This is a genomic window from Mitsuaria sp. GD03876, from assembly GCF_029840635.1.
Lineage (GTDB): Bacteria > Pseudomonadota > Gammaproteobacteria > Burkholderiales > Burkholderiaceae_C > Roseateles.
The window spans coordinates 90,279-108,037 of sequence record NZ_JAOCCU010000021.1; the positions used below are offsets into that span (position 1 = coordinate 90,279).

Below are 17,759 nucleotides of genomic sequence, written 5' to 3' on the forward strand. Positions count from 1 at the left end.
CGCCGATCGGCACGACCGATGGCCACGATCCGCGTGGCGATCGTTCCCGCGGTCGTCGCAGTCGCTGCGGTGGTCGCGGTGATCTTGCCGCTCTTCGCCGCGGCGTCGCCCGCCTCGACCCGATCCGGCGACGACATCGGCCTGGACGCGACGGAGCGCGCCTGGATCGCCACCCATCCGACACTGCGCATGGCGATCATTCCCGACGCGCCTCCGCTCGAGTACGTGACCGGCGGCACCGCGCGGGGCCTGACCGTGGAGTACACCCGCCAGCTGTCGCTGCTGACCGGGCTCAAGATCGACCACGTCGCCGTCGCCACGCTGCCCAAGCGGGACATGCTGCGACAGGGCCAGGCCGACCTGACCTTCGCCATCACCTTCGACGAGCAGGCCTCCACTTCCGGCGGCCTGAGCTACCAGCCGATGCAGATCGCCGGCGCGATGCTGGTGGTGTCGGCGAGCGGCGCCCCCGTCGTCGACACGCCCGCCGTCCTGGACGGCAAGCGCGTGATGATCCCGGTGGGCTGGCCGCTGCGCCGCGAGCTCGAACGCTTCGCGCCCACCGCGACGGTGGTCGAAGCCGGCCCGCTGTCGAGCCTCGAGGCCGTGGACGCCGGCAAGGCCGACTACGCGCTGGGATCGGAGATCCAGTTCCAGCCCTTCCTCTACCGCCGCATGGAAGGCCGCCTGCAGATCGCCGGTGTCTTCGGCAACCGCATGGCGCGGGTCACGGCGATCACGCGCGAGGACGCACCGGTGCTGACCTCGATCGTGCGCAAGGCGCTGGCGGCCATGCCTTCCGATCGCAGCCACGAGGTCTACAACCGCTGGCTGGACACCGATTCCCTGGACCTGCCGTCCGCAAGCGCGCTCGGTCGTCACTACGCCATGGAGATCGCCGGGGTCGTCCTGATCGTGGCCCTGCTGGCGCTGCTCGGCCTGCAGGCCAATCGCCAGCGGCTGCGCGCGCGGCGCAACGAGCGCGAGAAGGCGGAGTTCGTCGCCATGGTCAGCCACGAGATCCGCTCCCCGATGCATGCGGTGCTGGCGGCCATCGAGCTGCTGTCGTTGACGCGGCTCAGCGCGGAGCAGCGGCACTTCGTGCGCCTGGTCGACACCGGCGGCAAGACGCTGCTTCACCTCGTGGACGACGTGCTGGACGCCTCCAGGATCGAAGCCGGCCGCCTGCCGCTGACGCTCGCGCCGGTGGACCTCGCGGCGCTGACGGCCGACGTGGCCGAACTCCATCGCTTGCGGGCGCAGGCCAACGGCACCGTGCTGAACGTCGAGTTCGACGCGCCGGCCGGCGGCTCGTCGACCTTGCGGGTCGATGGACCGCGTCTCAGCCAGGTGCTGCACAACCTGCTGTCCAACGCCATCAAGTTCACGCACGGCGGCACGGTGCGGCTGTGCGTCGCGCTGAGGCCAGGCACGCGTTCCGGCCTCGCACGAGTGGTCATCGACGTGGCCGACACCGGCGTCGGCATCTCGCCGGAGGCCCAGGCGCGCCTGTTCAAGCCCTATGAGCAGGAAGCCGGCGCCGGCCGCCGCGCTGGCGGCACCGGACTGGGGCTGTCGATCTGCCGCGGCCTGGTCGATCTGATGGGTGGAGCGATCTCCCTGAGCAGCAAGCCCGGGCAGGGTACGACCGTGTCCGTGACCTTCGAGGCCGAGGCGGTGGACCCGTCCGCGCAACCGCCGCTCGCCGCCACCGACGACGACACGGGCCACGCCGCCGGCGGCGACCGCGGTTACCGCGGTGGCAGCAACGCTGGCGCCGTGACAAGCGCCGTGTCTGGCGTCGGCGGCGTGACGGAACCCGTTGACGCGTCGCGGCCGCCGAGCGCTCCCCGCCCGCGCGTGCTGGTGATCGAGGACACGCCCATCAATCAGCAGGCGCTGGCCTCCCAGCTGCGGCAACTGGGCTGCGAGACGACGCTCGCCGCCGACGGCGCCGCCGCGCGCGGGCGATTCGAGGACGACGCCTTCGCCCTGGTGCTCATGGATTGCGACCTGCCCGACACCGACGGCTACACGCTCGCGCCGATGCTGCGTGACGCCGAGCAGCGCCTCGGGCGCGCGCGGACGCCGATCATCGCGATCTCCGCCGCGACCGGGACGACGCATGTGGAGAGGTGCTTCGCCGCCGGCATGGACGGCGTGATGAGCAAGCCGATCCGGCTGGGCAAGCTCCAGAGCACGCTGGAACTCTGGGTCGACATGCCGGACCCCGCCGACAGGACCGGCCTCATCGCCCGAACGGACGGGGAGGGCGATCGAGTGCCCGATGCGCCTCCGGCTTCCGCGGAGGCTGATGAGACTGCGGTCGGAGACGCGGGACACGCGAGCGAAGCGGAGGACGCCCTGGCGCTCGACATCGAGGCTTTGCGCGCGCTGGCGCCGCTCCAGGACGAGGACGCCGTCCGCCATCTCGCCCACCGGTTGCATGGCGCCGGACTGACGCTCGGGTGGACCGCGCTGGCCGCCGCGGCAGCCGACGTGGAGCGGCAGTACTCGCCTGGACGCCAGCCCGATGTCGCGGCCCGCCAGGCGGCCCTTCAAATCCTGTTCAAGCTCTGGGACGCCGGACACCTCCGATGAACCCGATGACCACGCCGCTCGCCCTTCACATCGACAAGACCTCCGCCGTCCCGCTGACCGACCAGATCCAGCGCGGCATCGCCGCCGCCATCGAGCAGGACACGCTGACCGCCGGCATGCGGCTGCCGTCCTGGATCGACCTCGCGGCGCAGCTTGGCGTGGCGCGCGGCACCGTGCGGATCGCCTACGAGAAGCTCGCCGCCGCGCAACTGATCGAGGCGTCGCGCTCCGCCGGCACGCGCGTGGCGGAACGTCCCCCGACCGCGCGCCGCTCCGAGGCGACGCTCGATCCCGGGCCGTTCGTCGCGATGTACCGGGAGCTCACCGCCGGTCCCGGGCTCTTCCAGCCCGGCATTCCGTCCCGCGACAGCCTGCCGTCCAAGCTGATGAACCGGCTGCGCGCCCGCGCGCTGCTCGCCGAGACCAGCGGGGCGCCGCTGTATCCCGACCCGCGCGGCGAACCGGCCCTGCGCCGCGAGATCGCCGGCTACCTCGCCGTCGCGCGCGGGCTGGTGTGCTCGCCGGACCAGGTCCTGGTGACTGCGGGCTACGCCGCCGGACTCGGCCTCGTCCTTCGCGCACTGGGACTTGAAGGCCGTCGCGCGTGGACCGAGGAACCCGGCTTCTTCTTCACCCGGCACGCGCTGACGCTGGGCCGGCTCGACCCGGTGCCGGTGCCCGTGGACGAGGAGGGGCTCGATGTCGACGCCGGCTGGGCGCTGGCGCCGGATGCCGCGCTCGCGGTGGTCACGCCGGGCCAGCAGGCGCCGCTGGGCGTGACGATGTCGCTGCAACGCCGGCTGCGGTTGCTGGACTGGGCCTCCGCCGCCGGCGCCTGGATCGTCGAGGACGACTACCTGAGCGAGCTGCAGCTCCAGGGCCGCGCCGCGCCGGCGCTGGCCTCGCTCGACGAGCGCGGCCGCGTGATCCACATCGGGTCGTTCAGCAAGACGATCGATCCGCGCCTGAGGCTCGGTTTCGTGGTGGCGCCCGCCGCGATGACGGCGCGTTTCGCCGAGGTGGCGGCCTGCCTGGCGCCGCCGCCGGGACCGGCCGCGCAGCTGGCGATCGCCGCTTTCATGCGCGACGGCCACTACCTGCGTCATCTGCGGCGCACCAAGCGTCTCTACCTCGCCCAGCGCGACGCCTTGCTGGCGCGGCTGCGCGACCTGGGCCTGCAGACCCTGCCGGCGGCTTTGGCCGTGCTGGTGCGCACGCCGGAAGGCGCCTCGGACGTGGCGATTGCCCGCGAGCTGTTCGCCTTCGGCATCGCGCCGGCACCGCTCTCGGTCTGGTATGCGCGCGCCGGATCCGAGCGCTCCGGGCTGATGCTCAGCGTGGCGACCGCGCCGACGGCGCACCTCGCCCGCGCCTGCGACCGCCTGGCGGAAGTGCTCGCCCGGGCGTGATCGACATCCCGCCCGGCCGAGGCACGAGCCTTGCCACAAGGCCGTTTCCGAGACCGATCTCCACAGGAACGCCCATGGACACGCCGCGCGATCAGCTCCACGACCACAGCCCCTCCGAGGTCCGCGCCACGACGGACGACCTGTGCCTCGGCGCGGTGTCCGGCCTGTGCGGCGGCCTCATCGGTGCCGCCGCGATGACCGCTTTCCAGGAATTGCTGGAGCGCGCCGGCATCACGTCCGGCGTACGGGGATGGCCGTCGACCGAACGCGCGGCGGACCGCCTGGCCCGGCTGACCGGCCGGCGGCTCCGGTCCCGCAATCGCCCGGCCGCCGGCGAGGCGGTGCACTACGCCGTCGGGTCGCTGGTCGGCGGCCTGTACGGCACCGTCGCGGCGCTCGACCCCCGTGTCACCCGCGGTGGCGGGACAGCCTTCGGCGTCGTCTCGGCCGCGTTGGTCGACGAGACGCTCGTGCCCGCCATGCGCTTCGGCGATCCGGTCACGCGGGCGCCGCTGCGCTCGCATCCCTATTCGCTGGTCTCGCACCTGGTCTACGGCGCCTTCACCGAGTCCGCGCGCCGCTTGTTCCACCGCTTCTTCGGCCAGGTGTGCCAGGGCGTCGCGGTCGTCCAGGCGGCGAGGGCGCAAGGCGTTCCTGTTCCGGCACGCAAGCCGCCCGATTCCCGCCGCACGCTGGCGATGGCTTTCCTGCTCGGCAGCACCGCCGGGCCCCGCACGAGCGCGCCGCTCACCGTCGCCGCGTGGGCCGCGCATTGCGGCTGGATCGACGTGAAGGACTCGCCGCTGGCGTTCCTCGCCTCGACGCACGCCGTCGCGGTGACGACGCCGATGGCGATCGGTGAACTGATCGTCGACAAGCTGCCGGCAACGCCGGACCGGACCGATCCGCCGGGGCTCGCCGCGCGCGCGGTCAGCGGCGCGATCTCGGGCGCGGCGCTCGCGGGCGGCCGCTCATGGCCCGCGGCGCTGGCCGGCGCGATGGGCGCCGTGCTGTCGACCTACGCCTGCTACACGCTGCGCGACCGCGTGTCCAAGGCGCTGGGGCATGACCTGCCCGTGGCGGCGGTCGAGGACGCGCTCGCCTTCGGCGGCGCGGCGATGGTGTGCCTGGCGTCGCTTGGGACGGAAGCGTCGACGTCCTCATCGCCGATCTCATCGTCAACTGCCGAGACCTTGACCTCGCCGCCATCTGGCGCCGACGTCACGCCGCCGCGCGACAGCAGCGCCCCGACGCCGTAGAGACCCGCCACGACCACCGCCGCGGCGATCAGGTTCCGCGCCTCGCCCAGGTCATCGGCGGCATCGAGCCACACGGCCAGTGCGCCCGCTGTCGCGATCAGCAAGCCGATCGCGCCCCAGCGGTGCCACCGGCCCACCGGCGGATCGAAGCGCGCTTGCAGCAACCGAGCGCCGTCCGGTTCCGACGCGACGGCCACACCCGGCGGCGCCCAGCCCGGCGACTTGAACAGCACCTTCGCGCGATCGCGCCAGCGGGGCGTGGCCCGCGCCCGCTCGAACAGTTCGCCGTAGACCTGCCCGACGGCCTTGAGCGGATTCCAGCTGCGCAGCGGCTTGACCGTGCCATAGACGCAGGGCTCCGTCTCCTCGGCGAAGGTGCCGAACATGCGATCCCAGATCACCAGCACCGCGCCGTAGTTCTTGTCGAGGTAGCCCGGATTCACGGCGTGATGCACCCGGTGGTTGGACGGCGTCGAGAACACCCGGTCCAGCCAGCCGAGCCGGCCGATGTGCTCGGTGTGGATCCAGAACTGGTACAGCAGCACGAACAGGCCCGCGGCCAGGTACTGCTCCAGCGGAATGCCCAGCAGCGCCATCGGCACGAAGAACGGCCAGCCCATCACCGCGTAGAAGCTCTCCTGGCGCAGCGCGGTCGTCAGGTTGAAATGCTCGCTCTGGTGGTGCACCGCGTGGGCCGCCCAGAACAGCGCGCTCTCGTGGCTGACGCGATGCAGCCAGTAGTCGAGGAAGTCGTACAGCACCACCGCGACGATCCAGCCCCACCAGCCGTCCCACGCCGATGCGGGCAGCAGCGAGGCATGCGGCAGCAGCCACGCGTAGAAGCCGGTCTGCACCAGCGGCGTCACCGCGGCGACGGCCAGGCTCATCAGTCCCTGGCTCAGGCTGCTGATCGAGTCGGCGAAGCCGTAGCCGCCGCGACCCGTCCAACGTCCCCACAGCCATTCGAACGCGATGCAGAGCCCGAACAGCGGGACGGCGATGAGGAGGACGCTGTGCATGAAGGGCAGGGATGGCGGGCGGGGGCAGAGGCTAAGGGAGCGGGCGTCAGCACCGCATCAAAGCGTCGTCAGGATCGCGTCAACACCGATGCCGGAGCGCGAATCTGTCGGGGCGACGCATCAGCGGCCCGAGCCGACAGCAGCTCTTCAGCGGCGCAGCAGCCGCAGGTCGTAGAGGCCGCCCGCGACCGAGCCCGGCTCGGCGACGAAGCGCACGCGCAGCGCGCCGTCCTCGGGGCGCGGCCAGTCCTCCGGCAGCGGCACATCGCGGGCGTAGATCGTCGTGCCACCGGCCGGCTCGCCGGAGGGAGCAGCGGCATCACCCGCCCGCAGCGTCAGGTCGATCAGGCGCCGGTCGTTGACCCAGATCGAGAAGCGCCGTCCGTCGTCCGATGGCGAGAACGCCAGCCGCAGCAGGAGGCCTTCGCGTTTCGGGTCGTTCAGGCGATAGCTGAACCACGCGGTCGCGTGCCGCCATCGCCGGCCCTGGTTGAGCCCCGTCTCGACGCCTTCGCCCTCGAAGCCATGGTCGCTCTCGGGCTGCTGTTCGCCCGGGGCGACGGCGTCGACGGTGCGGGCCTGCAGCGCGAGGCGCTCGCGTTCCTCCTGGGCGAGGCGCTCACGACGTGTCTTCGCCTTGGCCGGCGTGCTGTAGGGCCAGTAGAGGACGTAGCGCGCGTCGTGCAGGCGGAAGAAGGGCTCGAGCACCAGGTCCGTGGCCGGCGCGCCCGCCGCGTCGCGCAGCAGCGCGCCCGCGCTGAAGCTCAGCGAGCGCCCGGGCACCGGCGCGAGCCGGCCGCCGAAATCCGCCCGGTCGCTGACGAACAGCGGCGCCTGGGCCAGCGGCACGACGGCGCCATGGGCGACGTGGTCCATGCGCGCGTCGCCGGCGCGGAACGCCAGGTGCTCGCCCGCGATCGGCGTCGTCCGCGCGGCCAGCACGATCGGGCCGTGCAGCACCGCCAGGTAGTCGCTTCGCGTGGGCAGCATCTCCAGCGTCGTGCGCATCGGCAGTCGGACCTCGACGACATCCCCCGCGCGCCACTCACGGGTCACGCCGACGTAGCCGCCGGGGAGGGCGTCGGCGCCGCTCAGGCGCATCGGCTGTCCGTTCACCTTCAGCTTCAGCGCGCCCGGCGCGACCCAGCCCGGGTATCGGACCTTCAGCGTGAAACGGGTCGCCTCCGGCGCTTCCTCGATGACGAGCCGAGTCGCCGCTTCGTCCGGAAATCGCGTGCGTTGGGTCAGCCGAACGCCGCGCTCGCGCCAGTCGAGCGAGGACGCCGCGAACAGGTTGACGTGGAGGACCGGGCCGCCGGGCGCGGCCTCGTCGCGCGTGTAGATGAACTGCCCATGCCGCGCGTGGCTCTCCAACCCGGAACCGACGCAGCACCACATGCCCAGCTCGACCTGCGAGTACACGCGGTAGTGGTTCGGCCGCATCGGCGTGAAGTACACGAAGCCGCCCGCCGGGTGCTGCGACGCCAGCACGTGGTTGAAGAGCGCGCGCTCGTAGTAGTCCGCATAGCCCGCCCGCTCGCGGTCGTCACCGGCATGCGCCTGCAGCAGCTCGGTGAGCTTGAGCATGTTGTAGGTGTTGCAGGTCTCGGGCCCTTCGACCTCGTCGAGCATTGGCTGGAAGTCGGTCAGCGCATGGAAGTGCTCCCTGACGCTGTTGCCGCCGATGGCGACGCTGCGGCGCTCGCGCACCGTCCGCCAGAAGAAGCGCGCCGGTTCGAGCCAGTCGGCGTCCACCGTGGCACTGTCGCCGCGCGCGGCGTGGTTGCTGCCCATGCCCGCTTCGATGCCACCGGCGGGGAGCATCGTCCCGACCCGCGCTTCGGCAATGCGCGCGAAGCCGATCACCTTCGGGATCTGCGTGTTGGCATGCAGGCCGGTCAGCGCGTCGCGGCGCTCCCGCAGCGGATCCAGGATCGCGCGATGCGAGAAGCGATCGGCCAGGCGCAGGTAGCGGGAGTCGCCGGTGATCCCCGCGACGTCCGTGAGGATCTCGTTCATGCCGCCGTGCTCGGCGCGCATCATGTCCTGCAGCTGCGCGTCGCTCAGCGGCGCCAGCAGCGCCAGCGCCCAGCCGGCGAAGTCCACCAGCATCTCGCGCGCCAGCGCTTCCTCCGTCAGCACCCACGCGTCGCGCAGCCCGGCGAAGGTCTTGTGCAGGTTGTACCAAGGCACCCAGCGCCCGTTGACGGAGAAGCTGTCGACCTTCAGCTCACCGCGCGCGAGCGCGCGCCAGGCGCTCCGCCCGTCGGGGATGCCGCCGAGATACCCGTCGCCATGCGCCAGCTGGCAGCCACGCCACTCGCGCAGCACCTGCCGCAGCCGCTCGCGGACGGCCTCGTCGCCGGTGCTGGCGGCCATCATGGCCAGCGCCGACACGTAGTGCCCGGCCATGTGGCCGTCCAGCCCGCTGCTTTCCCAATTGCCGTACGACGGCTTGGGCAGGGGCAGGCCGGCCTCGCGGCGGAACGGCGCGAGCAGCCGGTCCGCATCGAGCGCCATCAGGTAGCGCAGGTCGACGCGCTGCGCGTCCCGCAGCGGGCCATCGAGCAGGCGCACGCGCGACAGCGGGAACCGGGCCGCCTCGGCCGTGCGGGACGGCAAGCCGCGCATCGCGGAGGCCGCCGCTGCGGAGGAGGGCACGTCGGCGGAGAGGTCCGCCGACGTGCCGTCGCCAGCCAGCAGCGCGCCGAACGCCGGCCCGCTCATCCCGCCGAGGCCACCGGCCGAGGCGCTCGCGGCGCCGCACAGGCAACTGCGCAGGAAGCCGCGCCGAGGCAGGTCGCGTCGCATCAGCCGCCCTTGCGCGCCGCCGGCATCACATCGCCCGTGCTCGCGACCATGCTCAGTCCAGCGCGACGACGACGATGGACTTCGGCGGCAGCGGCAGGCTCAGCGCGCCGTCCCGCACCTGCGCCTCATACGCCTTGGGGGCCACCACATCCGGCTTGGCGAAGGTGTTCTCACTGTCCATCGCGTCGGCGCTCAGCACCTGGCCGACGGCACGCTTCGCGGCCGCGCCCTGCAGCGCCACCGTCACCGTCTGCGCCTCGCGCGGATTCACGTTGACCAGCGCGAGATAGAGCCTGCCGTCCTTGCCGCGCGCCGCCGACGCGCTCACCGCCGGCATCGACTTGCCGCCCAGCGCGTACTCGGGATTGCCGCTCAGCGCCACCGGCAGCGAGGTCGCGTCCTGGAACGGCGTGTACAGCGCGAAGGCGTGGTACGTCGGCGTCAGCACCATGCGGGTCTTGTCCGTGTGGATCATGGCCTGCAGCACGTTGACCATCTGCGCGATGTTGGTCATGTGCACCCGGTCCGCGTGCGCATGGAACATGTGGAAGTGCAGGGCGGCGAGCACCGCGTCGCGCAGCGTGTTGCGCTGGACCAGGAAGCCCGGGTTGGTGCCCGGCTCCGGGTCATACCAGCTGCCCCACTCGTCGAGGTAGAGCCCGAGGCGCTTCTGCGGGTCGTTCTTGTCCAGGACGGCGATGTTGGCCGCGACGGTCTTCTCGAAGTCCTGCGTGTAGGACAGCAGCGAGATCCACTGCGCTTCCGCGAAGCCGGCCGCCGGGCCCTTGCCCTCCCACTGGCCGCTCGGGAACACGTAGTAGTGATGGCCGATCGCGTCGAAGTTGAACTTCAGGTTCTGCGTCGACAGTACCTCGGTCCAGCGCGTGTCGTTGGCGTTGCCGCCGCTGGCGATGAACTTGGGCCGGTTGTTCTCCGGCGTCTTCAGGAAGGTGGCGACCTGGCGGTACTGGTTGACGTAGTACTCCGGCGTCATGTTGCCGCCGCAACCCCAGGCCTCGTTGCCGACGGCGAAGTAGCTGACCTTGAACGGCTTGTCGCGACCGTTCTTGCGGCGCAGCTGCGCCAGCGTCGAGTTGCCCTCGGCGGTCATGTACTCCAGCCACTCGGCCATCTCCTGCGCGCTGCCGGTGCCGAGGTTGCCGTTGACGTAGGCCTCGGCGCCGAGCTGCTCGACCAGGTCGAAGAACTCATGCGTGCCGACGGCGTTGTTCTCGGCCACGCCGCCCCAGTGCGTGTTGACCTTGACCGGACGCCTGGCGCGCGGGCCGATGCCTTCGCGCCAGTGGTACTCGTCGGCGAAGCAGCCGCCGGGCCAGCGCACCAGCGGCACGTGCAGCGCCTTGAGCGCGCCCACGACGTCCTTGCGCCAGCCCCGCACGTTGGGGATCTTCGAGTCGGGACCGACCCACATGCCTTCATAAATGCCGGTGCCCAGGTGCTCGGCGAACTGCCCGTAGACATTGCGGTGGATCACCGGGCCGGGCTTGCCGGCGTCGATGCTCACGCGCACGTCGGCGGCGCGCGCCGCGGGCAGCGTCGCGCCCACCAGGGCGCCCATGGCGAGCAGTCCCGCCTTCCATGCGAATCTCATGAGGTCTCCTTCGTTCTTGTGGATGTCCGTGCCCATCGCAGGGCCGGGCGATGCGTCGTCGCCCGAAAGCGCGAAGGACCGTTGCCGGTCCTTCGTCATGTTCACTGGCGCGCGGTCAGTGCGAATGCCTCGGCACCGCCGAGCCGCGGCAGCCGCGCAGGAAATCGAAGTCGCAGCCTTCGTCGGCCTGCAGCACATGCTCGACATAGAGCTTGCGATAGCCGCTCAGGTCCGCCGGATCGGGCTGCTGAGTCGCCGCCCAGGCGGCCAGGCGGGCCTCGAGTTCCGCTGGCGGGATGTCCAGGTGCAGCCGGTTGGCGGCGCAGTCCAGCTCGATCCAGTCGCCCTCGCGGACCACCGCGAGCGGCCCGCCGGCCTTGGCCTCCGGCGCCACGTGCAGCACGACGGTGCCGTAGGCGGTGCCGCTCATGCGGGCGTCGGAGATGCGCACCATGTCCTTGACGCCCTGCGCCAGCAGCTTGGGCGGCAGGCCCATGTTGCCGACCTCCGCCATGCCGGGGTAACCGCGCGGGCCGCAGTTCTTCATCACCAGGACCGAGTCGGCATCGACCTCCAGCGCCGGATCCATGATCCGCGCCTTGTAGTCCTCGAAGTCCTCGAAGACCACCGCCCGGCCGCGATGCTGCATCAGCGCAGGGGTCGCCGCCGACGGCTTGAGCACCGCGCCGCGCGGCGCCAGGTTGCCGCGCAGCACGCAGATGCCGCCGTCCTCGATCAGCGGCTTGGCGATCGGGCGGATCACTTCCTCGTCATAGATCGGCGCGTCGTGGCAGTTCTGCCAGAGCGTCCGGCCATTGACCGTCAGCGCGTCCTTGTGCGGCAGCAGGCCGTGCTCGCCCAGCCGGCGCAGCACCGCGGGCAGGCCGCCGGCGTAATAGAACTCCTCCATCAGGAAACGGCCCGACGGCAGCAGGTCGACCAGCGTCGGCGTGCCGCGGCCGATGGCGGTCCAGTCCTCGAGCTCCAGCGGCACGCCGACGCGGCCGGCGATCGCCTTCAAATGGATCACCGCGTTGGTCGAGCCGCCGATCGCCGCGTTGGTGCGGATCGCGTTCTCGAAGGCCTCGCGGGTCAGGACCTTGGACAGGCGCAGGTCCTCCCAGACCATCTCGACGATGCGCATGCCGGAGAGATGCGCCAGCACGTAGCGGCGCGCGTCGACCGCCGGGATCGCGGCGTTGTGCGGCAGCGAGGTGCCCAGCGACTCCGCCATGCACGCCATCGTCGAGGCCGTGCCCATCGTGTTGCAGGTGCCCGCCGAACGCGAATGGCCCGCCTCGGCGGCGATGAAGTCATGCATCGACAGCTCGCCGGCCTTGACCTGCTCGTGCAGCTGCCAGACGGCCGTGCCCGAGCCGATGTTCTTGCCGTTCAACTTGCCGTTGAGCATCGGCCCGCCCGTCACGACGATCGTCGGCAGGTCCACGCTGGCCGCGCCCATCAGCAGCGCCGGCGTCGTCTTGTCGCAGCCCACCAGCAGCACCACCGCATCCATCGGGTTGCCGCGGATCGACTCCTCCACGTCCATGCTCGCCAGGTTGCGCGTCAGCATCGCCGTCGGACGCAGGTTGGACTCGCCGTTCGAGAACACCGGGAACTCGACCGGGAAGCCGCCAGCCTCCAGGATGCCGCGCTTCACATGCTCCGCCAGCTTGCGGAAATGCGCGTTGCAAGGGGTCAGCTCCGACCAGGTGTTGCAGATGCCGATGATCGGCTTGCCCTCGAACTCATGATCCGGAATCCCCTGGTTCTTCATCCAGGACCGGTACATGAATCCATTCTTGTCCTGCGTCCCGAACCACTCGGCGGAACGCAACTTGATCTTCTTCTTGGCCTCGGTCATTGCGGTTGTGGTGTGTTGTCTCCGAGGACGATCCTAGGGAGGGGGGTGATTCGGATCCAATCAAAACTTCTTGGGTTCTGATATCAAGTTTGGTATCTGTCGGGGGAGCCCCGTCTTGCGTGGGGCGGGGCGTTGGCCGCCATGGCATGGGGCCACAGGCGGCAAGCGCCTGAACCCCACGCCATGCCGTCCCCAACCAGTACCGTCCTTCGACGGATTTGCCACCGAGGACGCCGTCAGGTGGCCAGGCCGGCATCGCCGAAGGTGGGGTGGCCCTCGGCGGTCCATTTCATTCGTTTGACGAAGGTGTGGCGGTCGGGGTTCCACAAGGGATCGCCGACGATCTCGGTGTAGGTGCGGGCGTGATAGACCAGCAGCACGGTTTCGCCGTCCTCGTCCAGCGCGAAGCTGTTGTGGCCCGGGCCGTAGACCGGCTGCGTCGGACTGGTGGTCAGCACCGGCGTCGCGGACTTGGTCCAGCTCGCCGGATCCATCGGATCGGCAGCCGCGTCCATCCACAACAGGCCCATCGCGTAGTTCTCGTCGGTCGCGCTGGCCGAGTAGCTGATGAACACCTTGCCCCCACGCTGGAGCACCGAGGGCCCCTCGTTGACGAGGAAGCCGCGGCACTCCCAGTCGTGCTCGGGCCGGCTCAGCATCACCGGCGCGCCGTCGAGCTGCCACGGCGTGCGCATCGGCGCGATGTACAGGTTGGAGTTGCCCGGGATCGCGACATCCTTCTGCGCCCACAGGTAATACAGCCGCCCGCCATGCTCGAAGGTCGTCGCGTCCAGGCAGAAGGTGTCGATGCCGCTGTCCACCTGGCCGAGGAACTCCCACTCGCCCGCCATCGGATCGGGCGACACGTTCCTCAGCGCATACATGCGGTGCTGGAAGAGGCCGCCGACGATCTCCCGGCTCGGCGCCGCGGCGAAGTAGACGTACCAGGCGCCCTGGCGGAAATGCAGCTCCGGCGCCCAGATGAGTTCGGACCAGCGCCCGGTGTCCGGCTTGCGCCAGATCACCCGGGGCTCGGCCGCCGGCAGGTCCCGCCACCGGTCGGCGGCGCGCAGCTCGATGTGGTCGTAGGCCGGCACCGAGGCGGTGAAGAAGTAGCGCGCCCGGCCCGCCTCGTCGACGTGACGGGTGAGGTGGGGATCGGCCCGCTGAGGGATCAGCGGGGTCAGGACTTGCGGGACGTCGGTCATCGCGGGGCGGTCAGAGCTTCCAGCGCAGGCCGACGGCGACGGTGCGGTCGTAGTAGCGGACGTCGCGGACCAGCGACGGGTTCTTGTCGAAGTAGTCGTGATAGGCCTGGTTGAGCAGGTTGGTCACGTCCAGCGACACCGTCAGCGACTTGGTGATGTCGTAGCCGAAGGTCGCGTCCAGCGTGCGCAGCGGCGCGACCCACAGTTCCCGGCCGGTGGTGCGGTACGGGTACTCGGCCAGGAACTTGCCGCGCCAGTTGTAGGCCAGGCGGGCATAGATGCCGTTGCGCTCGTACATGCCGACCACGTTGTAGGCCTTCTTCGACTGGCCCAGGAACGGACCCTCGGTGCCGTCCGGCGCGGTCTGGTTGCCGGTCATGAAGGTGAAGTTGGCCTCCAGCCCGAAGCCGCCCATCCAGCCCGGCAGGAAGTCGTAGAACTGGCGGTAGCTCAACTCGTAGCCGTGCAGGTCGGCCCGGTTGACGTTCACCGGCTGCGTGACGCGGTACAGGACGTTGTTGATCGTCGTCTCGGTCGTCTGCGTGGTGACGCGGTTCTTGAACTTGTGCTGGAACACCGTGCCGGTCAGCGAGCCGGCGCGGGCGAAGTACCACTCCAGCGCCAGGTCGGTGTTGTCGGACTCGGTCGGCTTCAGGCCGGGATTGCCGCCGGCCAGCGTGCCGTAGGTGACGCCGCCGCCCGGCGGGGTGTTGGTCTGGCCGGGGTTGTAGTCGACGAAGTTGGGCCGCTCGATCGTCTTGCCCCACACCAGCCGGCTCACCAGCCGCGGCGTCAGGTCCGCGCGCAGCGACAGCGTGGGCAGCGTGTCGGTGCGCGAGGTGTCCACCAGCACCGGCGTGACCAGGTTGGTGGACGCGTCGCGGGAGTTGCCGCGCAGCGTCTGCTCGGTCCGGACCACCCGCACGCCGGCCACGCCGGAGAAGGGGACGCCGAAGGCGTCGAAGCCGAACTTGGCGCGGCCGTAGATCGCGCGCGTCTTCTCGGTGTCGTCGAAGAGCGTCATCGGGTCGTAGGGCGTCAGCGCCGTGCTGCCGGTGAGCATCTGGCGGAAGGCCTCGCCGTTGTCCAGCAGCCAGTCCCGCGACGCGAAGACGTATTGCTTGACGCCGAAGTCGCCCGAGGTCTTGGGCGCCACCTCGTAGAGGCCGGGGAAGTTGCTCAGCGTCTGGCCGACCGCCGAGAACGAGGTCGTCCACGGCATGTTGGTGTTGATCGACATCGCGTCGCGCTTGGCCAGCCGCACGCCGGCGCTGAGCTCCTTGAGGAAGCCGTCGCCCATGTCGTAGTCGGCGTCGGCGCGCCAGTCGGTGGACCTGCCCTCGCGGCGGCCGCGCACGTCGACGCCGCCGTTGACGTGGAAGTTCGCCGCGTTGGTCAGGTCCAGGTTCGGGTAGTCGATGTAGCCGCCGCCGTCGCGCACCGCCGCGACCGTGCTGGTCGGGTTGTAGCCGGTGTCCAGGATGCGGTTGACCCAGTCGATCTTGCTCTTGGTCTGCGCCAGCTCGGTGCTGAGCTTGAGCCGGTCGGTCGCGCGCCAGTTGCCGCCCAGCGCCAGTTGGTGGTTGGAGGCCTCGTCATGCTTGGCCTGCGTGGAGGTGAAACCCCAGCCCGGGTAGTTCGTGTTGGTCGCGGTGTCCAGGTTGTTCGTGCCCGGCTTGGTCGTGATCACCGTGCCCGGCGCCGGCACCCAGCCCAGCACCGGATCGTTGTTCATGCCGATGCCCGCGACCAGGAAGGACTGCTGGTAGCGGTGGTCGATGCGGGTGCCGAAGCCTTCGAAGTACAGCTCGGCATCCTTGCTGGGCTTCCACTGCAGCGCGAAGTTGCCGGCCAGCCGCTTGCGGTCGCCCAGGTCGAAGACCCGGCCCATCGAGTCCGTGCCCAGCACTTTCTCGGCGCGGCCCGGCACGGTGATCAGCGCCGGATCGCCGACGAAGGCGCGCTCGTCGTGGTACTGGCCGCGCTGGTAGGACAGGCCGACCAGGGCGCCCATCTCGCCGAGGTCGGTCTTCCAGCGCTGCGAGCCCATCGCCGACAGGTCGGGATTGTTCTTCTCGGCCTTGTCGCGGTGCTCCATGCGGCCGGTGACGAAGAACTGGCCGTCCTTGAAGTCCAGCGGCCGGTTCGTGCGCACGTCGATGACGCCAGCGGTGCCGCCCTCGGGGAGGCTGGCCTCCTGCGTCTTGTAGACGGTGATGCGCTGGATCATCGTGGCCGGCATGTCGGCCAGGTAGAGGCTGCGGCCCGAGTCGGAGAAGAACTCCCGCCCGTTGAGCAGCGTCACCACGCCGCCCAGGCCCCGGATGATCACGCTGCCGGCCTCGCCGTTGCCGCGCTGGATCTGCACGCCGGTGACCCGGCCCAGCAGCTCGGCCACGTTCTTGTCGGGAAACTTGCCGATGTCCTCGGCCACGATCGAGTCGACGACCTGGTCCGAGTTCTGCTTGATCGTCTGCGCCGACTCGGCCGAGCGGCGCATGCCCGACACGACCACCGTCTCCAGCTTGCCGTCGTCGGCCTTCTTCTCGTCGGGGGAGGGCTGGTTTTGCGCCTGGGCCTGGCACGCCACCGTCAGCAGGGCCGCGGCGGCCACGGTGCCGCGCAGCGCGAATCGCATCTTGCTCATGTTGTCTCCGTCGTTCTTTTGGCTTGTCAACCCGTCGAGCGGGTGACTCCACAACTGCCGTAGGGTTGTTGTCGAGCGGAGCAGATGCTAGGGAGGCGTGCGATTCGGGGCCAATCACATTTTCCGGCCCGCCAATGCCGGTTCCGGCATCAGGGCTGGCCCGGATGGCCCGGAAACGGAATGTCGGGCGGGCAAGGCCTGACCCTCCAAACAGGGGGTGGGCGCGCGCCGCGAAGACCTATAAATAGGGATGGCGCCTGACAACGTTGCCGATCTATATCGGCAACATGTCGACACAAGTGTTTCCGAACTCACCCCTCAGGGTTCCCCCTGAAGAGGGGGCGACGCAAGTGACCATCGGCCTATCATGCGGGCCTTCTCCGGCATGCAGTAAAGGGTGCTGACGGCCGCGCCGGAGACGATCGGCCAGTCGAAGAAGGGAGGCCCTATGGAAGCAGTGTCCGTTGCCCGTTCGTTCGAAACGGCTGGAAATGGCGGCTATGCGCTGCCGGCGGTGAAACGCCGGGTGTTGCTGGTCGACGACCACGAACTGGTGCGCGCGGGGATCCGCACGCTCTACCAGACGCTGGACGAGATCGACATCGAGTGGATCGAGGCGGCCTCGCTGCAGGAAGGCCTGTCGGCCTACGGCGAGCGCGGCGCGGTCGACGCGGTGCTCCTGGACCTGAATTTGGGGGACTGCAAGGGCCTGCAAGGCCTGCGCCAGTTCATGGAGGCCTTCCCCGAGGCCCGCGTCGTCGTCTTCAGCGGCACGCAGGATGAATTCGTCGTCCGCCAGGCGCGGGCGCTGGGCGCCGTGGGCTACCTGCCCAAGGGCGCGCTGATGGCCGAGATGCGCAGCACGCTGCGCGCGCTGCTGGCCGAAGGCCCGCGGCATCGCGCCGCGCAGGCGGGCTCGCTGTTCCCGCGTTTCCCGTCCTCGGCGATGTACGACCGCGTGGCCGAGCTCGGCCCGCGCCACCTGGAGATCCTGGAGCTGGTCCTGTCGGGCTGCAGCAACCAGGAGATCAGCAACTCGACGCAGTTGTCGCTGGGCACGGTGAAGAACTACGTCTCGTCGCTGCTGCTGGCGCTGGACGTCAAGTCGCGCTCGCACATGATCAGCCTGTTCCGCTGACGGAGTGGCCACGGCTCACCGCGGCGATCGCCGGGTCGAGGAACGCTCCCCGGACACCACCTTCCCGCCGACCGAGATCCTGATCGACTCGCCGGACGTCCCTGACGTGCCGGCGAGCGCCATTTCGGGCGTCCCCTCCGCCGCGTCCCCGCTGTCCGACGTGTTCTCGCCGTTCGCGAGCGCCGCGCCGG

At 70.4% G+C, this 17,759-nt stretch carries 9 protein-coding genes and 1 pseudogene; 4 read left to right on the forward strand and 6 right to left on the reverse strand.

Annotated elements, in window-relative coordinates; translation table 11 throughout:
• Nucleotides 1-18 precede the first annotated feature (18 nt).
• The 3 genes from N5D62_RS14995 to N5D62_RS15005 all read left to right on the forward strand — a co-directional run bounded on the left by N5D62_RS14995 (nt 19) and on the right by N5D62_RS15005 (nt 5,269).
• On the forward strand, nt 19-2,601 hold the full coding sequence (locus tag N5D62_RS14995; protein WP_279758641.1) for an ATP-binding protein: 2,583 nt from the start codon (nt 19-21) through the stop codon (nt 2,599-2,601).
• Complete coding sequence (locus N5D62_RS15000) at nt 2,598-4,010, forward strand: PLP-dependent aminotransferase family protein (RefSeq protein ID WP_347881814.1); 1,413 nt, start codon at nt 2,598-2,600, stop codon at nt 4,008-4,010. Before N5D62_RS14995 ends, N5D62_RS15000 begins: the two co-directional genes overlap by 4 nt.
• 74 nt (nt 4,011-4,084) lie before the next feature.
• On the forward strand, nt 4,085-5,269 hold the full coding sequence (locus N5D62_RS15005; protein WP_279758642.1) for a DUF4126 family protein: 1,185 nt from the start codon (nt 4,085-4,087) through the stop codon (nt 5,267-5,269).
• A gap of 386 nt (nt 5,270-5,655) precedes the next feature.
• On the opposite strand, the pseudogene N5D62_RS15010 reads toward N5D62_RS15005, so the two are convergent.
• The 6 genes and pseudogenes from N5D62_RS15010 to N5D62_RS15035 all read right to left on the reverse strand — a co-directional run.
• A pseudogene (locus N5D62_RS15010) lies at nt 5,656-6,288 on the reverse strand (sterol desaturase family protein); the annotation flags it as partial.
• A 147-nt stretch (nt 6,289-6,435) separates the two neighbouring features.
• On the reverse strand, nt 6,436-9,099 hold the full coding sequence (locus N5D62_RS15015) for a glycoside hydrolase family 127 protein (RefSeq protein ID WP_279758643.1): 2,664 nt from the start codon (nt 9,097-9,099) through the stop codon (nt 6,436-6,438).
• Between the two features lie 52 nt (nt 9,100-9,151).
• Nucleotides 9,152-10,711, reverse strand: coding sequence for an alpha-L-arabinofuranosidase C-terminal domain-containing protein (locus tag N5D62_RS15020; protein WP_279758644.1), 1,560 nt, complete (start codon nt 10,709-10,711; stop codon nt 9,152-9,154).
• A 115-nt stretch (nt 10,712-10,826) separates the two neighbouring features.
• A complete protein-coding gene (locus tag N5D62_RS15025; RefSeq protein WP_279758645.1) occupies nt 10,827-12,575 on the reverse strand; it encodes a dihydroxy-acid dehydratase in 1,749 nt (582 codons plus the stop codon).
• Nucleotides 12,576-12,811: 236 nt separating this feature from the next.
• Nucleotides 12,812-13,783, reverse strand: coding sequence for a glycoside hydrolase family 43 protein (locus N5D62_RS15030; RefSeq protein WP_279758646.1), 972 nt, complete (start codon nt 13,781-13,783; stop codon nt 12,812-12,814).
• A gap of 10 nt (nt 13,784-13,793) precedes the next feature.
• Nucleotides 13,794-16,430 (reverse strand): TonB-dependent receptor, encoded by a 2,637-nt coding sequence (locus N5D62_RS15035; RefSeq protein WP_279758647.1) that lies wholly within the window; start codon nt 16,428-16,430, stop codon nt 13,794-13,796.
• 448 nt (nt 16,431-16,878) lie between these two features.
• On the opposite strand from N5D62_RS15035, the gene N5D62_RS15040 reads away from it, so the two are divergent.
• A complete protein-coding gene (locus N5D62_RS15040; RefSeq protein ID WP_279758648.1) occupies nt 16,879-17,568 on the forward strand; it encodes a response regulator transcription factor in 690 nt (229 codons plus the stop codon).
• Nucleotides 17,569-17,759: the final 191 nt, after the last annotated feature.

Coding starts and splice junctions, on each gene's coding strand:
- N5D62_RS14995 (WP_279758641.1), top strand. CDS start 19: ATGGCCACGATCCGCGTGGCGATCGTTCCCGCGGTCGTCGCAGTCGCT.
- N5D62_RS15000 (WP_347881814.1), top strand. CDS start 2,598: ATGAACCCGATGACCACGCCGCTCGCCCTTCACATCGACAAGACCTCC.
- N5D62_RS15005 (WP_279758642.1), top strand. CDS start 4,085: ATGGACACGCCGCGCGATCAGCTCCACGACCACAGCCCCTCCGAGGTC.
- N5D62_RS15015 (WP_279758643.1), bottom strand. CDS start 9,099: ATGCGACGCGACCTGCCTCGGCGCGGCTTCCTGCGCAGTTGCCTGTGC.
- N5D62_RS15020 (WP_279758644.1), bottom strand. CDS start 10,711: ATGAGATTCGCATGGAAGGCGGGACTGCTCGCCATGGGCGCCCTGGTG.
- N5D62_RS15025 (WP_279758645.1), bottom strand. CDS start 12,575: ATGACCGAGGCCAAGAAGAAGATCAAGTTGCGTTCCGCCGAGTGGTTC.
- N5D62_RS15030 (WP_279758646.1), bottom strand. CDS start 13,783: ATGACCGACGTCCCGCAAGTCCTGACCCCGCTGATCCCTCAGCGGGCC.
- N5D62_RS15035 (WP_279758647.1), bottom strand. CDS start 16,430: ATGAGCAAGATGCGATTCGCGCTGCGCGGCACCGTGGCCGCCGCGGCC.
- N5D62_RS15040 (WP_279758648.1), top strand. CDS start 16,879: ATGGAAGCAGTGTCCGTTGCCCGTTCGTTCGAAACGGCTGGAAATGGC.